This is a genomic window from Pseudomonas sp. AC242, from assembly GCF_979258655.1.
Genome location: NZ_OZ409873.1, coordinates 5,564,675 through 5,580,508, shown reverse-complemented (window position 1 = coordinate 5,580,508; position 15,834 = coordinate 5,564,675). Strand labels below are relative to the sequence as shown.

General features: G+C 59.3%; 14 protein-coding genes. 9 read left to right on the top strand and 5 right to left on the bottom strand.

Going from position 1 to position 15,834, the window contains the following annotated elements:
• Window positions 1–305: 305 nt before the first annotated feature.
• Window positions 306–1,730 carry an aspartate ammonia-lyase gene (gene aspA, locus ACZZ0A_RS25180; RefSeq protein WP_007912102.1) on the bottom strand — a complete coding sequence of 475 codons (1,425 nt, stop codon included), beginning with the start codon at window positions 1,728–1,730 and terminating at the stop codon, window positions 306–308.
• A gap of 180 nt (window positions 1,731–1,910) precedes the next feature.
• Between aspA and ACZZ0A_RS25175 the strand changes: the two genes are divergently transcribed.
• The 5 genes from ACZZ0A_RS25175 (at window position 1,911) to ACZZ0A_RS25155 (ending at window position 5,680) form a co-directional block, all read left to right on the top strand.
• Window positions 1,911–2,819, top strand: coding sequence for a LysR substrate-binding domain-containing protein (locus tag ACZZ0A_RS25175; protein WP_007912103.1), 909 nt, complete (start codon window positions 1,911–1,913; stop codon window positions 2,817–2,819).
• A gap of 290 nt (window positions 2,820–3,109) precedes the next feature.
• Window positions 3,110–3,601 (top strand): 5-(carboxyamino)imidazole ribonucleotide mutase, encoded by a 492-nt coding sequence (purE, locus tag ACZZ0A_RS25170; RefSeq protein WP_007920220.1) that lies wholly within the window; start codon window positions 3,110–3,112, stop codon window positions 3,599–3,601.
• Between the two features lie 10 nt (window positions 3,602–3,611).
• On the top strand, window positions 3,612–4,694 hold the full coding sequence (locus ACZZ0A_RS25165; RefSeq protein WP_007920221.1) for a 5-(carboxyamino)imidazole ribonucleotide synthase: 1,083 nt from the start codon (window positions 3,612–3,614) through the stop codon (window positions 4,692–4,694).
• Window positions 4,695–4,804: 110 nt separating this feature from the next.
• Window positions 4,805–5,050, top strand: coding sequence for a GlsB/YeaQ/YmgE family stress response membrane protein (locus tag ACZZ0A_RS25160; RefSeq protein ID WP_007920223.1), 246 nt, complete (start codon window positions 4,805–4,807; stop codon window positions 5,048–5,050).
• A 93-nt stretch (window positions 5,051–5,143) separates the two neighbouring features.
• Window positions 5,144–5,680, top strand: coding sequence for a DUF3299 domain-containing protein (locus ACZZ0A_RS25155; protein ID WP_007920225.1), 537 nt, complete (start codon window positions 5,144–5,146; stop codon window positions 5,678–5,680).
• A gap of 83 nt (window positions 5,681–5,763) precedes the next feature.
• Here the strand turns inward: ACZZ0A_RS25155 and ACZZ0A_RS25150 are convergent, their stop codons facing one another.
• Window positions 5,764–6,663: a D-hexose-6-phosphate mutarotase gene (locus tag ACZZ0A_RS25150; RefSeq protein ID WP_007920233.1), complete on the bottom strand. Its 900-nt coding sequence runs from the start codon at window positions 6,661–6,663 to the stop codon at window positions 5,764–5,766.
• A 58-nt stretch (window positions 6,664–6,721) separates the two neighbouring features.
• Window positions 6,722–7,126, bottom strand: coding sequence for an acyl-CoA thioesterase (locus tag ACZZ0A_RS25145; RefSeq protein ID WP_003229628.1), 405 nt, complete (start codon window positions 7,124–7,126; stop codon window positions 6,722–6,724).
• A 377-nt stretch (window positions 7,127–7,503) separates the two neighbouring features.
• Between ACZZ0A_RS25145 and ACZZ0A_RS25140 the strand changes: the two genes are divergently transcribed.
• Window positions 7,504–8,802: an MFS transporter gene (locus ACZZ0A_RS25140; protein ID WP_007920239.1), complete on the top strand. Its 1,299-nt coding sequence runs from the start codon at window positions 7,504–7,506 to the stop codon at window positions 8,800–8,802.
• A 16-nt stretch (window positions 8,803–8,818) separates the two neighbouring features.
• Here ACZZ0A_RS25140 and ACZZ0A_RS25135 read toward each other — a convergent pair whose 3' ends face one another.
• Both ACZZ0A_RS25135 and ACZZ0A_RS25130 read right to left on the bottom strand, forming a co-directional pair.
• Window positions 8,819–9,310, bottom strand: coding sequence for a PIN domain-containing protein (locus ACZZ0A_RS25135; RefSeq protein WP_007920241.1), 492 nt, complete (start codon window positions 9,308–9,310; stop codon window positions 8,819–8,821).
• On the bottom strand, window positions 9,307–10,365 hold the full coding sequence (locus ACZZ0A_RS25130; RefSeq protein WP_007920245.1) for a helix-turn-helix domain-containing protein: 1,059 nt from the start codon (window positions 10,363–10,365) through the stop codon (window positions 9,307–9,309). Before ACZZ0A_RS25130 ends, ACZZ0A_RS25135 begins: the two co-directional genes overlap by 4 nt.
• 188 nt (window positions 10,366–10,553) lie before the next feature.
• On the opposite strand from ACZZ0A_RS25130, the gene ACZZ0A_RS25125 reads away from it, so the two are divergent.
• The 3 genes from ACZZ0A_RS25125 (at window position 10,554) to pstA (ending at window position 15,695) form a co-directional block, all read left to right on the top strand.
• Window positions 10,554–11,552 (top strand): phosphate ABC transporter substrate-binding protein PstS, encoded by a 999-nt coding sequence (locus ACZZ0A_RS25125; RefSeq protein ID WP_007920246.1) that lies wholly within the window; start codon window positions 10,554–10,556, stop codon window positions 11,550–11,552.
• A 422-nt stretch (window positions 11,553–11,974) separates the two neighbouring features.
• Window positions 11,975–14,008 (top strand): ABC transporter permease subunit, encoded by a 2,034-nt coding sequence (locus tag ACZZ0A_RS25120; protein ID WP_176472336.1) that lies wholly within the window; start codon window positions 11,975–11,977, stop codon window positions 14,006–14,008.
• Window positions 14,009–14,024: 16 nt separating this feature from the next.
• The gene (gene pstA / locus ACZZ0A_RS25115; protein WP_463543862.1) at window positions 14,025–15,695 is read left to right on the top strand and encodes a phosphate ABC transporter permease PstA; all 1,671 of its coding nucleotides are present in this window, start codon (window positions 14,025–14,027) and stop codon (window positions 15,693–15,695) included.
• Window positions 15,696–15,834: the final 139 nt, after the last annotated feature.

The following is a 15,834-nucleotide window of genomic DNA, read 5'->3' as shown; positions in this document are numbered from 1 at the left end:
GGGTTATGGCCTCGTTACCGACGACCGCTCATGCGAAGAGGGGCGGCACTATACCTATCAGTGGCGCGCCCGTCTGCACAGTCGTGGTGCAAGCGACGAAACGAGGCTTTGAAACACCCGGCGTTACCGGCGCCGGGCTTGTGCAGGAACTGCTCTTCTGTCAGAGCGAGCAATCCCCAGACATACGGGTCTCAGGGGCAGAAAGTTAAAAAAAAGGGCTTGGGGACTAAATCCCCAAGCCCTCAAAAGGTGAGAGGTGTCTAGTCCCTCGACCTGGTGAGCGGTGCTACAAGTAACGTGTCGGCTCAGGCTTTCAGCGGAACCAGACGCGGAGCAATCATGTTTTCCGGGCGCAGGATGTCGGCGAGCATGGCTTCGTCGAGCAGGCCTTCTTCGCGCACCAGTTCCAGCACGCCGCGGCCGCTTTCAAGAGCAAGACCGGCGATACGGGTGGCGTTTTTGTAGCCGATGTACGGGTTCAGAGCGGTAACCAGACCGATCGAGTGCTCGACCAGTTCACGGCAGCGCGCTTCGTTGGCGGTGATGCCGACGATGCAGTGCTCGCGCAGCATGTCCATGGCGCGTTGCAGCAGGCGGATCGAGTCGAAGATCTTGAAAGCGATCAGCGGCTCCATCACGTTAAGTTGCAGTTGGCCGCCTTCGGCTGCCATGGTCAGCGCCAGATCGTTACCAATTACTTGGAACGCCACCTGGTTAACCGCTTCCGGAATAACCGGGTTGACCTTGCCAGGCATGATCGAGCTGCCTGGCTGACGCGCTGGCAGGTTGATTTCGTTGATGCCAGTGCGAGGGCCGCTGGACAGCAGGCGCAGGTCGTTGCAGATCTTCGACAGCTTCACCGCGGTGCGCTTGAGCATGCCGGAGAACAGCACGAAGGCGCCCATGTCGGAAGTCGCTTCGATCAGGTCGGCCGCCGGAACCAGCGGTTGACCGCTGATCAGGGCCAGACGCTGTACCGCCAGCGCTTGATAACGCGGGTCGGCGTTGATGCCGGTACCGATCGCGGTGCCGCCCAGGTTTACTTCAGTCAGCAGTTCCGGGGCCAGCGTCTTCAGACGGGCCAGGTCTTCGCCCATGGTGGTGGCGAAGGCACGGAATTCTTGACCCAAGGTCATCGGCACGGCGTCTTGCAGCTGGGTACGGCCCATTTTCAGGACGTGATCGAATTCCTTGCCCTTGGCCGCGAATGCCTGAATCAGGCTGTCGAGGCTGGCCAGCAAGGTGTCGTGACCGAGCAGTAAGCCCAGGCGGATCGCCGTCGGGTAAGCGTCGTTGGTCGACTGCGCCATGTTCACGTCGTCGTTCGGGTGCAGGTACTGGTACTCGCCTTTCTGGTGACCCATTGCTTCCAGCGCAATGTTGGCGATCACTTCGTTGGCGTTCATGTTGGTGGAGGTACCGGCGCCACCTTGAATCATGTCCACCACGAACTCTTCGTGGTAATCACCGCGGATCAATCGGGCACAGGCTTCGCTGATGGCAGCGTGCTTGGCTTCGCTCAGATGACCCAACTCGCGGTTGGCGTCAGCAGCGGCCTGTTTGACCATTGCCAGGCCGACAACCAGTTTCGGGTAATGCGAAATCGGAACGCCGGAGAGACGGAAGTTATTCACCGCTCGCAGGGTCTGGATGCCGTAATACGCTTGAGCCGGTACTTCGAGGGCGCCAAGCAGGTCGTTTTCTGTGCGGAAAGATGCAGCGGAGGACATGATAGAAATCATCTCGATATGGACCCGGTCTGTGCCGGAACGCTGCGAATGCTAGGCTTGTAGGAAATTTTGGGCCAATGCTGTTCAGCACTGCCCTATGCACATTCGGCATAATGCCCGTGTGACGCCGCGTGCGCGGCAGACGTGTGACCTGTTTTGGTGCGTGTCCGGGAGGACGTGATGAATCTGGAAAGCAAATGGCTCGAGGACTTCAGTGCTCTGGCCGCCACCCGTAGCTTTTCGCAGGCGGCCGAGCGACGCTTCGTGACCCAGCCGGCCTTCAGTCGGCGGATCCGCAGTCTGGAGGCTGCGCTGGGGCTGACCCTGGTCAATCGCTCGCGCACGCCGGTTGAACTGACGGCGGCGGGGCAGTTGTTTCTAGTGACCGCACGCACCGTGGTCGAACAGCTCGGTGAAGTGCTGCGTCATCTGCATCATCTGGAAGGCGGGCAGGGCGAAGTGATGCAGGTCGCGGCGGCGCACTCGCTGGCGCTGGGTTTCTTTCCGCGCTGGATCGCACAACTACGTAATGAAGGTTTGAACATCGCCACGCGCTTGGTCGCCACCAACGTCGGTGACGCGGTGCATGCGTTGCGTGAAGGTGGTTGCGATCTGATGCTGGCGTTCTACGACCCGGACGCGGCGATGCAGATGGACCCGGAGATCTTCCCGTCGCTGCATTTGGGCCAGACCGAGATGTTGCCGGTGTGCGCGGCGGATGCTGATGGCAAGCCGCTGTTCGATCTGGAAGGTGATGCCAGCGTGCCGTTGCTGGCGTACAGCGCCGGAGCGTTTCTCGGGCGCTCGGTGAATGGATTGCTGCGTCAGCGGCAGTTGCGCTTTACCACTATTTACGAAACCGCGATGGCTGACAGTCTGAAGAGCATGGCGTTGGAAGGTCTCGGAATTGCCTGGGTGCCACAGCTGAGCGTGCGCGCGGAATTGGCCCGTGGCGAACTGGTGGTCTGCGGCGGCCCGCAATGGCATGTGCCGTTGGAGATTCGCCTGTACCGTTGCGCCTTGGTGCGTAAAGCCAACGTGCGCCTGCTGTGGCGAAAGCTCGAAGGCGGCGCTGCGCAAGCCTCCTGAAAAGATCGCAGCCTTCGGCAGCTCCTACATTGGAATGCATATCCCTGTAGGAGCTGCCGAAGGCTGCGATCTTTTGATCTTTTTGGCTGACCTTCAGGTCAATAAAACCGGGCATTTGCGGCAGATGACGGATGGTCGCGCAGGGGGCTGTTTATTGCTTTCTTTGCGGTATACTGCGCGGCCTTCGGCCGGCACGTCCGGCCATTTTTCGTACAATCAAGCCACGCAACCTGCGTGGCTTGTTGTTTTATGACGCGCCTGCGGGCGCTCCAGAGAGAAGAGGCGCGACGATGAGTGCACTGGTTGGCGTGATCATGGGCTCCAAGTCCGATTGGTCCACCCTTAGCCACACCGCCGATATGCTGGAAAAGCTCGGCATCCCGTACGAGGTCAAAGTGGTCTCTGCCCACCGCACCCCGGATCTGCTGTTCCAGTACGCCGAAGAGGCTGAAAGCCGCGGCATCGAGGTGATTATCGCCGGTGCCGGTGGCGCAGCCCACTTGCCAGGCATGTGTGCGGCCAAGACCCACCTGCCGGTGCTGGGGGTGCCAGTGCAGTCGGCCATGCTCTCGGGCGTCGACTCGCTGCTGTCGATCGTGCAGATGCCAGCGGGCATTCCGGTCGCCACCCTGGCCATCGGAAAGGCCGGCGCGATCAACGCAGCCCTGCTCTCGGCGAGCATCCTCGGCGCCAAGCATCCGCAGTTCCACGCGGTACTGAAAACCTTCCGTGCCGAGCAGACAGACAGCGTCCTGGACAATCCAGACCCACGTATTGCCTGAGGTTGTTGAGATGAAGATCGGTGTAATCGGTGGCGGCCAGTTGGGTCGCATGTTGGCCTTGGCGGGCACTCCGCTGGGCATGAACTTCGCTTTTCTCGACCCTGCGCCGGACGCTTGTGCGGCCGCTTTGGGCGAACACCTGCGGGCCGATTACGGCGATCAGGATCATCTGCGCCAACTGGCCGATGAAGTCGATCTGGTGACCTTCGAGTTCGAAAGTGTCCCGGCCGAAACCGTGGCATTCCTCTCGCAATTCGTCCCGGTCTACCCGAGCGCCGAAGCCCTGCGCATCGCTCGCGATCGCTGGTTCGAAAAGAGCATGTTCAAGGACCTGGGCATCCCGACTCCGGCCTTCGCTGACATTCAGTCGCAAGCCGATCTGGACGCTGCGGTGGCTTCGATCGGCCTGCCGGCCGTACTGAAAACCCGCACCCTGGGTTACGACGGCAAGGGCCAGAAAGTCCTGCGCAAACCGGAAGACGTGGTCGGCACCTTTGCCGAGCTGGGCAGCGTGTCCTGCCTGCTGGAAGGCTTCGTGCCGTTCACCGGTGAAGTCTCGCTGATCGCCGTACGTGCTCGCGATGGTGAAACCAAGTTCTATCCGCTGGTGCACAACACCCACGACAGCGGCATCCTCAAGTTGTCGGTTGCCAGTACCGATCACCCGTTGCAGGCGCTGGCCGAAGACTACTCGAGCCGTGTGCTCAAGCAACTCGACTACGTCGGCGTCATGGCGTTCGAGTTCTTTGAAGTCGACGGTGGCCTGAAAGCCAACGAAATCGCCCCGCGCGTGCATAACTCCGGGCACTGGACCACCGAAGGCGCCGAGTGCAGCCAGTTCGAAAACCACCTGCGCGCCGTTGCCGGCCTGCCGCTGGGTTCGACCGCCAAGGTCGGCGAGAGCGCGATGCTCAACTTCATCGGTGTGGTACCGCCGGTTGAGAAAGTCATCGCCATCGAAGACTGCCATCTGCATCACTACGGCAAGGCCTTCAAAGCCGGGCGCAAGGTCGGCCACGCCAACCTGCGCTGCGCCGACATGGCCACGCTGCAAGCGCAGATCGTCAAGGTCGAAGCGCTGATCGCCGAGTAACGACAGTTTCATGTGGCAGCGGCGGAACCATTCAGGGGCCGCTGTTCTCTCATGGCAGGATGCCAAAGTCTGACTAGGCTTCGCATATCTATCTTTGAGAGGGAATTGCCATGGGAATTATCGGAACCATCTTTATCGGCTTGATCGTCGGCCTGCTGGCGCGGTTCCTGAAACCGGGCGATGACAGCATGGGCTGGATCATGACCATCCTGCTCGGTATCGGCGGTTCGCTGGCAGCCACTTACGGCGGCCAGGCTCTGGGCATCTATCACGCGGGCGAGGGCGCAGGTTTCATTGGTGCACTGGTCGGCGCAATCGTGTTGCTGGTGATCTACGGCCTGATCAAAAAGAACTGATCCAAAGCGACAAAGCCCTCTCGGCCAAAGTGGCCGGGAGGGCTAGAATGCTCGGCGATTCACTGTTCCTTCCTTTCTATACCGAGCACTTTCATGCGCCGTCTTCTGTTGACTCTCCTCTTCCTGGGCAGCGGTTTGGCCCACGCCGGCGAACTGCCGGAAACCGACTGGCTCGAACTGATGCCCAAGTCGGACCAAAAGGCCCTCGAGGCCATGCCTGAAATCGACCACAACTCCCCGGAAGCCACCGGCACCTTCACCGAGAAGGGCGGGATGAAGCAGGCCAAAGGTCTGCCGGCGGTGATGTATTCGACCAAAACCGTGGCGTCGATGAACGACAAGCACATTCGCATCGGTGGTTATCCGGTGCCGCTGGAGTCCGACGCCAAGGGTCGCAGCACGCTGTTCTTCCTCGTGCCGTATCCGGGCGCTTGCATCCACGTGCCGCCACCGCCACCGAATCAACTGGTGCTGGTGCGTTATCCGAAAGGTTTGAAGCTGGACGATATCTACACGCCGTTGTGGGTGACCGGCACGCTGAAGGTTGAAAAGGTCAGCAATGACCTGGCTGACGCAGCGTATGCGTTGGAAGCGGACAAAGTGCGGGTGGTGCAGGAGTCTGATCTCTGAAGCAAAAGATCGCAGCCTGCGGCAGCTCCTCCAGGGATATGCATTCCAATGTAGGAGCTGCCGAAGGCTGCGATCTTTTGATCTTAAAGCGGTTTGCTGGCGACACTGACGCCCATGGTATGGCTCGCACCCGGTGCCAGATCCACAACGTCATCCATCACATTAGCTGTCTCGATGCACAGCATGCGCTGCCAGCCATCGTTATCCATGTCAGCAAGCGCCGCCGCGCGATCGATCCACGGGTTCCAGATCACTGCTGTGCGCGAGCCGGTGGCGGTCAGCACAATGCGCCGCTCCCAGGTCGGGTCGACGATGCTCAGCTGTGGCGGCGCATTGAGATAGATACGGTCGGTCTCACCGGCAAACTGCAGGTCACCTTGCTGGCTGTTGGTTTTCCAGTCATCCAGCGTCTCGATGTAATTCAAGCCATCGACACCGTTGACATGCACATTGCGCACGTCACTCACTGCGAAATACGTGTGCAGCGCCTGACTCAGGCTGACGGTGTCACTGCCACGGTTATGGCTGGTCAGGCTGAAGCTCAATTGGTCGGACAAATGCAGGGTCAGGCTCAGATCAACCTGATGCGGCCAGCCCGGCAGGCCACCTTCGGGGTAAGGCAGCTTGAATTCGACCTTGACGCCGTCAGCCTCTGATTCGATGCCGCCCAGCTCCCAATCCATCGCCCGCACCAGACCGTGCGCGGGTGCCGGTTGCTCACCGGTGTACATGGCCTGCACGCTCTGCGGGTTGCGTTCGAACTTGCCGAACCACGGCCAGCACACCGGCACGCCGGCGCGAATGCTTTTACCTGTCTTGAACTCGGCCTTGTCGTTGAGCCAGATGATCGGCGGCTGGCCATCGATCTGATAACTGAGGATGTGCGCGCCTTGCTGGGTCACCAGCACTTCGGCCTGACCGTGGCGGATGCGCCAGCAGTTCAGTTCATCCAGTTTCACCGCTTCAACGTTGGGCGTGTTCATGGGACAGCTCTCGATCAGACACTTGGGACGGTTATCGACCACAAAACGGCCGCGAGGTTTAACGCGCGCGCGGTGGAACCGAGCGGGTGCGACCGCTGCCGTCGATAGCGACGAAGACGAATACGGCTTCGGTGACTTTACGCCACTCGCTGGACAGCGGGTCGTCGCTCCACACTTCGACCATCATCTGGATCGAGCTGCGGCCGATCTCCAGGGTCTGGGTATAAAAGGACAATTGCGCGCCGACTGCCACTGGCACGAGAAACGCCATGCGATCAATGGCTACGGTCGCTACACGACCACCTGCCACGCGGCTGGCCATTGCGGTGCCGGCCAAATCCATCTGCGCTACCAGCCAACCGCCGAAAATATCGCCAAAGCCGTTGGTTTCGCGTGGAAGTGCGGTGATTTGCAGGGCCAGGTCGCCTTGCGGGATCGGATCTTCTTGTTCGAGCTCTATCATGCCGTGGGGCCTCTGACCCGTGACTCTTCGTGGGTATTGCTGGTGGTAGCCGTCTTCAAGAAAAACGATTCAACACCGAACACACTGCGTTCGTCACGTTTTCCATCAGGCGCCTAAAGGGAAACTCTGCGAAAAAGGCTAAATCCCGAGCAAAGGACGGGCCAACAACGTTTTCGCACAGTAACCTCTTACAAATCCTGCGCAGGTGGCGAGTATATCGGTCGGTAGACTCCACGACGACCATCCGGTTCTGATTTTGACCGTCAATTACGCGCCTCTATGTGCTTTTTCGAACAATTTGCTATGGTGCCGAACCTGCCCGAGCCACTGCCAGCGTTGTTGTGGCGGCAGATCCGACTATAAGAGAAGCCCTTGCCATGACCACAGCGCCTTCGAGCCTCGCGCAGCCCGAGCAACCCGCACGACCATTGACCCGCAATGACTACAAGACTCTGTCGCTGTCCGCTCTCGGCGGCGCGCTGGAATTCTACGACTTCATCATCTTCGTCTTCTTCGCCACCGTGGTCGGCAAGCTGTTCTTCCCGGCCGATATGCCCGAGTGGCTGCGCCTGATGCAGACCTTCGGCATCTTCGCCGCCGGCTACCTCGCGCGGCCGCTGGGCGGCATCGTCATGGCGCACTTCGGCGACCTGCTGGGGCGCAAGAAGATGTTCACCCTGAGCATTTTCATGATGGCCGTGCCGACCTTGATCATGGGTCTGCTGCCAACGTATGCGCAGATCGGCATGTGGGCGCCGATCCTGCTTCTATTGATGCGGGTGATTCAGGGCGCGGCGATTGGCGGTGAAGTGCCGGGCGCGTGGGTCTTCGTTTCCGAACACGTACCGCAAAAACACATGGGTTATGCCTGCGGCACGCTCACCAGCGGCCTGACCGCCGGCATTCTGCTCGGCTCGCTGGTCGCCACGGCGATCAACAGCATTTATACCCCTGCGGAAGTTTCCGATTACGCCTGGCGAATCCCGTTCCTGCTCGGCGGTGTGTTCGGCCTGTTCTCGGTCTACCTGCGCCGCTGGCTGCACGAGACCCCAGTGTTCGCCGAGCTGCAACTGCGCAAAGCCTTGGCTGAAGAAGTGCCGCTGCGCGCGGTGCTGCGTGACCATCGCGGCGCGATTGCAATCTCGATGCTGCTGACCTGGTTGCTCTCCGCTGGCATCGTCGTGGTCATTCTGATGACGCCGACCGTGCTGCAAACGGTCTATCACTTCACGCCGACAGAGTCGCTGCAGTCGAACAGTCTGGCGATCGTGTTCCTGAGCATCGGCTGCATCATTTCCGGCGCACTGGCGGATCGCTTTGGCGCAGGCCGGGTGTTCGTATTTGGTTGCCTGGGTCTGCTGATCAGCTCCTGGACCTTCTATCACAGCCTCGCCGATCACCCGAACTGGCTGTTCCCGCTCTATGCGCTGACCGGTTTTCTGGTCGGCACCATTGGTGCGGTGCCGTACGTGATGGTCAAAGCGTTCCCGCCGGTGGTGCGCTTCAGCGGGTTGTCGTTCTCGTATAACGTGGCTTACGCGATCTTTGGTGGCCTGACGCCGATGGTGGTCAGCCTGCTGCTGAAAGAAAGCGCGATGGGGCCTGCCTACTATGTGGCGGTGCTGTGTGCGATGGGGATTCTGGTCGGGGCGTGGCTGTGGAAGAAGGGGCGCTGATCCCAAGATTCTGCTTCTAGGGCTCTCGCCAGCGTGAGAGCCTTGATTCACATTCTCCTGTCGGGAGTCGAGCGCCATGCTCAAGCATGTGGGCCAAGGCGTTTGCGGCATCCGACTTTTCAATTACTTGATGCTCAACCATCAGATCAAGTAACCAAAGAGCGCCGTGCACCTCCAGTCCATCTCGTTGTGCCTGGCGCCTTAACTTGCCATCTCCGGTCAGCAACGGACGTCCTGTTTCCTGTGCGAGCAGGTAACAAGACACGTCTGCCAGTGAGCTGTTGTTGTGTTCGACTTTCAGCTCAAAGAGTCTGATCACGCCAGATTCATCGAACGATTCGACACTCAGCCCTCGATCAAGCAGTTCCTGGTGGGGAAAGTCGGCAAGTTCATGCATGACAAAGTCGGTGCAGCAAAGTGTGAATGGCAATCGAAACATCTGCTCCAGTAATCCGGCGTTTCTGAAATCAATCCAGATATTCGTATCACTGATGAAGATCAAACTCATGCATTCTCCAGTGAACCCAGGAAATTGGGGTCCAGTGCGCTAACTGGTTTGCGCAGGAGTTCGGCAGCCCGAGACTTGGTGATCAGCCCTTCTGCCAACGCCCAGAATGCTAGCGACTCAAATCTTTGCGGCGGTTTGCAAGGTAGCGGCTCAGGTTCTGATTTGCGCCAGCCGTTGGCGCTGAATTGGATAGTGAGGGATTTATAGCCACTTTCGCTAAGAAGCTTCAGATCTTTCAGGCGTCTTAACGCTGCATGCATTGAGATCCCGTATTGACGCTTTGCAATCAGCAATTCTCGTGGATGAACTCTGGAGCGAGGATGGCTGCCGAAGTCACCGGTGACACTTTTCGCCGGGTAGAGAAACGCGCCAGCGAATCGATGGCAGCAATTTTCCTTGTCCCTCTCCGGCATATCCTCGGGTAATGCCATGACCCAGTGGCCGAGTTCATGCGCGGCAGTGAACCTGATTCGTTCGCCTGGGCGATCGGCATTCAGTGCAATCAACACGTGCTCGCCGTTACCGGTGGCGGCGCAAGCGCCGTCGAAATCGTCCGGGCCGTTTAGCATGGCGACCTTTATGCTGTGCTCCTCCAACTGTTCGGTGAGATTGGCTATAGGGTCGCTACCAATTCCCCAGAACTGACGAAGTTGCTCTGCTGCGCGTTCGGCGTCCTCAAGGCAGGAAACGGGGATCATTTGTGCCGGAGTAGCTGGGGTATGTATGTCGGCAGGATCGAAACACTCCTCAAGCGCGATGTAACGCTCAAGGTGTTCCCGAATTTTCTCTTCCACCTGTGCCTGGCGATATTTAGGCATTCGGGCCAGTTTTCGAAACTCCAGAGGCGCCAGCGCAATTGCTTCCACGCGGAAGAAATACTCAGGGCTGACCTGAAGCGCTCTGGCCAGTTGCAGCAGACGAGTTGAGTTAGGGGTACTCAACCCTTTCTCATATTTGCTCAAGGCTTGCTTGGTTATGTCGCCAAGCTCCATCGCCAAAGCCTCAAGGCTGAGGCCTTTTTGCAGACGTGCGCGGCGAATTCGATCGTTTATCATGGGGCCCTCTCGTGGTTGACAAGACTATATTTAGAAGATGATTTGTCAACCTGCAAAGCGTTTCCTTTTTTAAAGGTGATGCCCATGCTGGCCTTTCATCCAATTGTCATATTTCAGCCATAGAGTGTTCACACGGCCTGCTGATACTTGGCCCCGACTTAACACACCCTATCTGCTAGGAGTAAGGCATGAAACTGAAGCGTTTGATGGCGGCAATGACTTTTGTCGCTGCTGGCGTTGCGACTGCCAACGCGGTTGCCGCTGTTGACCCTGCTATCCCGAGCTACACCAAGACCACTGGTGTGTCGGGCAACCTGTCCAGCGTCGGCTCCGATACCCTGGCCAACCTCATGACCCTCTGGGCTGAGAACTACAAAAAAGAATACCCGAACGTAAACATCCAGATTCAGGCCGCCGGCTCCGCCACTGCGCCACCTGCACTGACTGAAGGCACCTCCAACCTGGGCCCGATGAGCCGCAAGATGAAGGACACCGAACTGGCGGCCTTCGAGCAGAAGTACGGCTACAAGCCAACCGCTATCCCGGTGGCCGTTGATGCCCTGGCTGTCTTCGTACACAAAGACAACCCGATCCAGCACCTGACCATGGAACAGGTTGACGCGATCTTCTCGTCGACCCGTCTGTGTGGCGCCAAAGCCGACGTGAAAACCTGGGGCGAACTGGGTGTGACCGGCGACCTGGCCAACAAACCAGTACAACTGTTCGGCCGTAACTCGGTATCCGGCACCTACGGCTACTTCAAAGAAGAAGCCCTGTGCAAAGGCGACTACAAACCGAACGTCAACGAACAACCAGGCTCGGCTTCGGTCGTGCAGTCGATCAGCTCCTCGCTGAACGGCATCGGTTACTCGGGCATCGGTTACAAAACCGCCAGCGTTAAAACCGTACCGCTGGCCAAGAAAGGCAGCACTGACTTCATCGAAGACACCGAAGAAAACGCCCTGAACGGCAAATACCCGCTGTCGCGTTTCCTCTACGTTTACGTCAACAAAGCCCCGAACAAGCCTCTGGCCCCGCTGGAAGCCGAGTTCGTGAAACTGGTGCTGTCGAAGCAGGGCCAGGAAGTGGTAGTTAAAGACGGTTACATCCCATTGCCAGCCAAGGTTGCTGCAAAAGCACTGGCTGACCTGGGTCTGCAGGAAGGCGGCGCTGTCGCAAAGAAGTAACAAATTGAGTCCAGGGTGAACCCCACCGGACTCAGGTAAAAGGCCGGATCTGCGCGCAGGCCGGCCTTTTCCACACCTCAAATTTTTGATCCTCTGCCAGTCCCGCTGGCGGTGGATTTGCTGCGTCACTGCATTGTCATCTTTCTGTCATACAGGATCGCTAGGGTGAGCGCATGAATGATCTGGCCAATTCCCAAATGACTACTAATCCTCCCAAGCGCATTGATTTCAATACGCCTGAGCTGCAACGCAAGCGCCGCATTCGCGCGCTCAAGGATCGCTTCACCCGCTGGTACGTCCTCGTTGGCGGTCTCGCGGTGCTGGCAGCCATCACCCTGATCTTCTTCTTCCTCGCCTACGTGGTTGCGCCGCTGTTCCAGGGTGCCGACCTGACCGCGAAAGACTCGATCACCCCGGCCTGGATGCAGGACGCCGGCAAGCCGCTGATGATTTCGCTCGAAGAGCAGAATCAGGTGGCCATGCGCGTTTCCGATAAGGGTCAGGCATTGTTCTTTGATATCGACAGTGGCGCTGAACTGAAGCGCGTCGATCTGCCGGTACCTGCTGGCGCCACCGTGACCTCGATTGGTGAAGATCAGCCGGGCCACCCGCTGGTAGCCGTGGGCTTGTCCAACGGCCAGGCGCTGGTGTTCCGTCACACCTATAAAGTCAGCTACCCCGATGGCAAGAAAACCATCACCCCGGCCATCGAGTATCCGTATGGCGAGACGCCGATCGCGTTGAACGAAGCCGGCGGTGCGCTTGAACATGTCAGCCTGAACGCCACCGACACGACGCTGATGCTGGTTGGTTCGACCGGTTCGCAACTCAATGTGTTGTCGCTGACCAGCGAAGAAAACATGATGACCGGCGAAGTCACCAACGAGCAGAAGCGTATCGATCTGCCGCAGATGACTGAACCGGTGAAAAACATCTTCGTCGACCCGCGCCAGCAGTGGCTGTACGTGGTCAACGGTCGTGCTCAGGCCGATGTGTTCAGCCTGCGCGACAAGAGCCTCAACGGTCGCTACAAACTGCTGGAAAACGCTGACGCCGAAGTCACCGCGACCACGCAGTTGGTTGGTGGTATCTCGCTGATCATCGGTGACTCCAAGGGTGGTCTGGCCCAATGGTTCATGGCCCGCGACACCGATGGCGAGCTGCGCCTGAAGCAGATCCGCACCTTCCAGATGGGCACCACGCCGATCGTTGAAATCAGCGCTGAAGAACGTCGCAAAGGCTTCCTCGCACTGGATGCCAGCGGCAAGCTCGGCGTGTTCCACAGCACCGCGCACCGCACTTTGCTGGTCGATCAAGTGGTGGAAGGCCAAGGTCTGTTCGGTCTGTCGCCGCGTGCCAACCGTGTGATCGTCGAAGCCGGCGGCAAGCTGCAACCGCTGCTGCTCGATAACCCGCACCCGGAAGTCTCCTGGAGCGCGTTGTGGAGCAAGGTCTGGTACGAGAACTACGACGAGCCTAAATACGTCTGGCAATCGACCGCCGCCAACACCGATTTTGAACCGAAACTGAGCCTCTCACCGCTGACCTTCGGCACCCTGAAAGCTGCGTTCTACGCGATGCTGCTGGCCGCGCCGCTGGCTGTGGCTGCGGCGATCTACACCGCGTACTTCATGGCCCCGGGCATGCGCCGCAAGGTCAAACCGGTGATCGAGCTGATGGAAGCAATGCCGACGGTGATCCTCGGTTTCTTCGCCGGCCTGTTCCTCGCGCCGTATGTCGAAGGGCATCTGCCAGGCATCTTCAGCCTGCTGATGTTGTTGCCGATCGGCATTCTGGTCGCCGGTTTCACCTTCAGCCGCTTGCCTGAATCGATCCGCCTGAAAGTCCCGGACGGTTGGGAAAGTGCGCTGCTGATTCCAGTAATTCTGTTTGTGGGCTGGCTGTCGCTGTACATGAGCCCGTTCATGGAGAACTGGTTCTTCGGCGGCGACATGCGCATGTGGATCTCCCACGACCTCGGCATCACCTACGACCAGCGCAACGCTTTGGTGGTCGGTCTGGCCATGGGTTTTGCGGTGATCCCGAACATCTACTCGATCGCTGAAGACGCCGTGTTCAGTGTGCCGCGCGGCCTGACCCTTGGCTCGCTGGCCCTCGGTGCCACGCCGTGGCAGACCATGACTCGCGTGGTGATCCTGACTGCCAGCCCGGGGATCTTCTCGGCGCTGATGATCGGCATGGGCCGTGCAGTCGGTGAAACCATGATCGTGCTGATGGCCACCGGTAACACCCCGGTCATGGAAATGAACCTGTTCGAAGGCCTGCGCACCCTGGCCGCCAACGTCGCGGTGGAAATGCCCGAGTCGGAAGTCGGCGGCAGCCACTACCGCGTGCTGTTCCTCTCGGCGCTGGTACTGCTGTTGTTCACCTTCGTCATGAACACCCTGGCAGAACTGATTCGTCAGCGTCTGCGCAAGAAATACTCGTCGCTTTAAGCAAAGGTAGAAGTCTGTGAAACAGAACTCCCTGAAAGGATGGTTCAAGAGCGGCGCCCCGGGCGTCTGGATCAGCGGTGGCGCGGTGTCCATCGCGGTCATCATGACCATTGGCCTGCTGGCGGTGATTGCCGTGCGCGGTCTGGGTCACTTCTGGCCGGCCGACCTGGTCCACGCCCATTACGACGTACCGGGCCAGGCCAATCACCTGGTCATCGGTGAAGTGGTACAGAAGGAAGAAGTGCCCCGTGCCCGTCTGAAGAGTGCCGGTTTGCCGGTGCCCGATGCAGGCCCGGAATTCATGACCCGCGAGCTGATCAAGGTCGGCAACCGTGACCTGAACGGCAACGACTTCACCTGGATCGTCGGCGAGTGGCTGACCAACCAGACTACGCCGCCAGAACTGATGGCGATCGAACGTCGCGAGTGGGGCAATTTTTACGGCTACCTGGTCAACGTCAAACAGGATGGCAAGGTCATCGCCGAAGGCGAGGCCGCGTGGCCTGAGCTGCAGGCGCGGATCAACCGTGTGAACGGGCTGGCGGCACAACTGAAGTCGCTGGAAAAGACTGACATCGGTGCGATCAACGCAGGCCTTGAGCGCATCCGTCTGCACGGTCGCAAACTGGAACTGGAAGGCAAGCTCGACGCCACCGCACAAGCGGACATGGAATCCGAGCGCGCCGAACTGAATGCGCGTTATCAGGACATCGAAGCACGCCTGGCCGATCTGCATGCGCAGTTCAACCGCGATGCCCTGACCGCTCGCGATGCCAACGGCAAAGAGATCGAAATCGGTCTGGGCAAAGTGGTTCACGCCTACCAGCCGAACGCGATGAGCACCTTTACCAAGGTCGGTTTCTACTTCAGCAAGATCTGGGAATTCCTTTCGGATGATCCGCGTGAAGCCAACACCGAAGGCGGGATCTTCCCGGCGATCTTCGGCACCGTGATGATGACCCTGATCATGGCGATGATCGTTACCCCGTTCGGCGTACTGGCGGCGGTGTACCTGCGTGAATACGCCAAGCAGAACACTCTGACGCGGATTATCCGCATCGCGGTGAACAACCTCGCTGGCGTTCCGGCGATCGTTTATGGCGTGTTCGGTCTGGGCTTCTTCGTTTACGTACTCGGTGGTTCGGTTGACCGCTTGTTCTTCCCCGAAGCATTGCCGGCACCGACCTTTGGTACCCCGGGTCTGCTCTGGGCCTCGCTGACTTTGGCGCTGCTGGCGGTGCCGGTGGTGATCGTCGCGACCGAGGAAGGTCTGGCGCGTATCCCGCGTACTGTGCGTGAAGGCTCGTTGGCCCTCGGCGCGACCAAGGCTGAAACGTTGTGGAAGATTGTGATCCCGATGGCCAGCCCGGCGATGATGACCGGCATGATTCTCGCCGTGGCTCGCGCCGCCGGTGAAGTGGCGCCGCTGATGCTGGTGGGTGTGGTGAAACTGGCGCCGTCGCTGCCGGTGGACGGCAACTACCCGTACCTGCACCTGGATCAGAAGATCATGCACTTGGGCTTCCACATCTATGACGTCGGCTTCCAGAGCCCGAACGTCGAAGCGGCCCGCCCGCTGGTGTACGCCACGGCGCTGCTGCTGGTACTGGTGATCGCGACGTTGAACCTGTCGGCGGTGTATATCCGCAACCACCTGCGTGAAAAATACAAAGCTTTGGACAGTTAACACAAATCCTGTGGGAGCTGGCTTGCCAGCGATGCAGGCGACTCGGTCAGCCAGTAACACCGCGCTGATGCCATCGCTGGCAAGCCAGCTCCCACAAGGATCGGCGCAAGCCACAGATTTTCAGTAACCCATTGGCAAG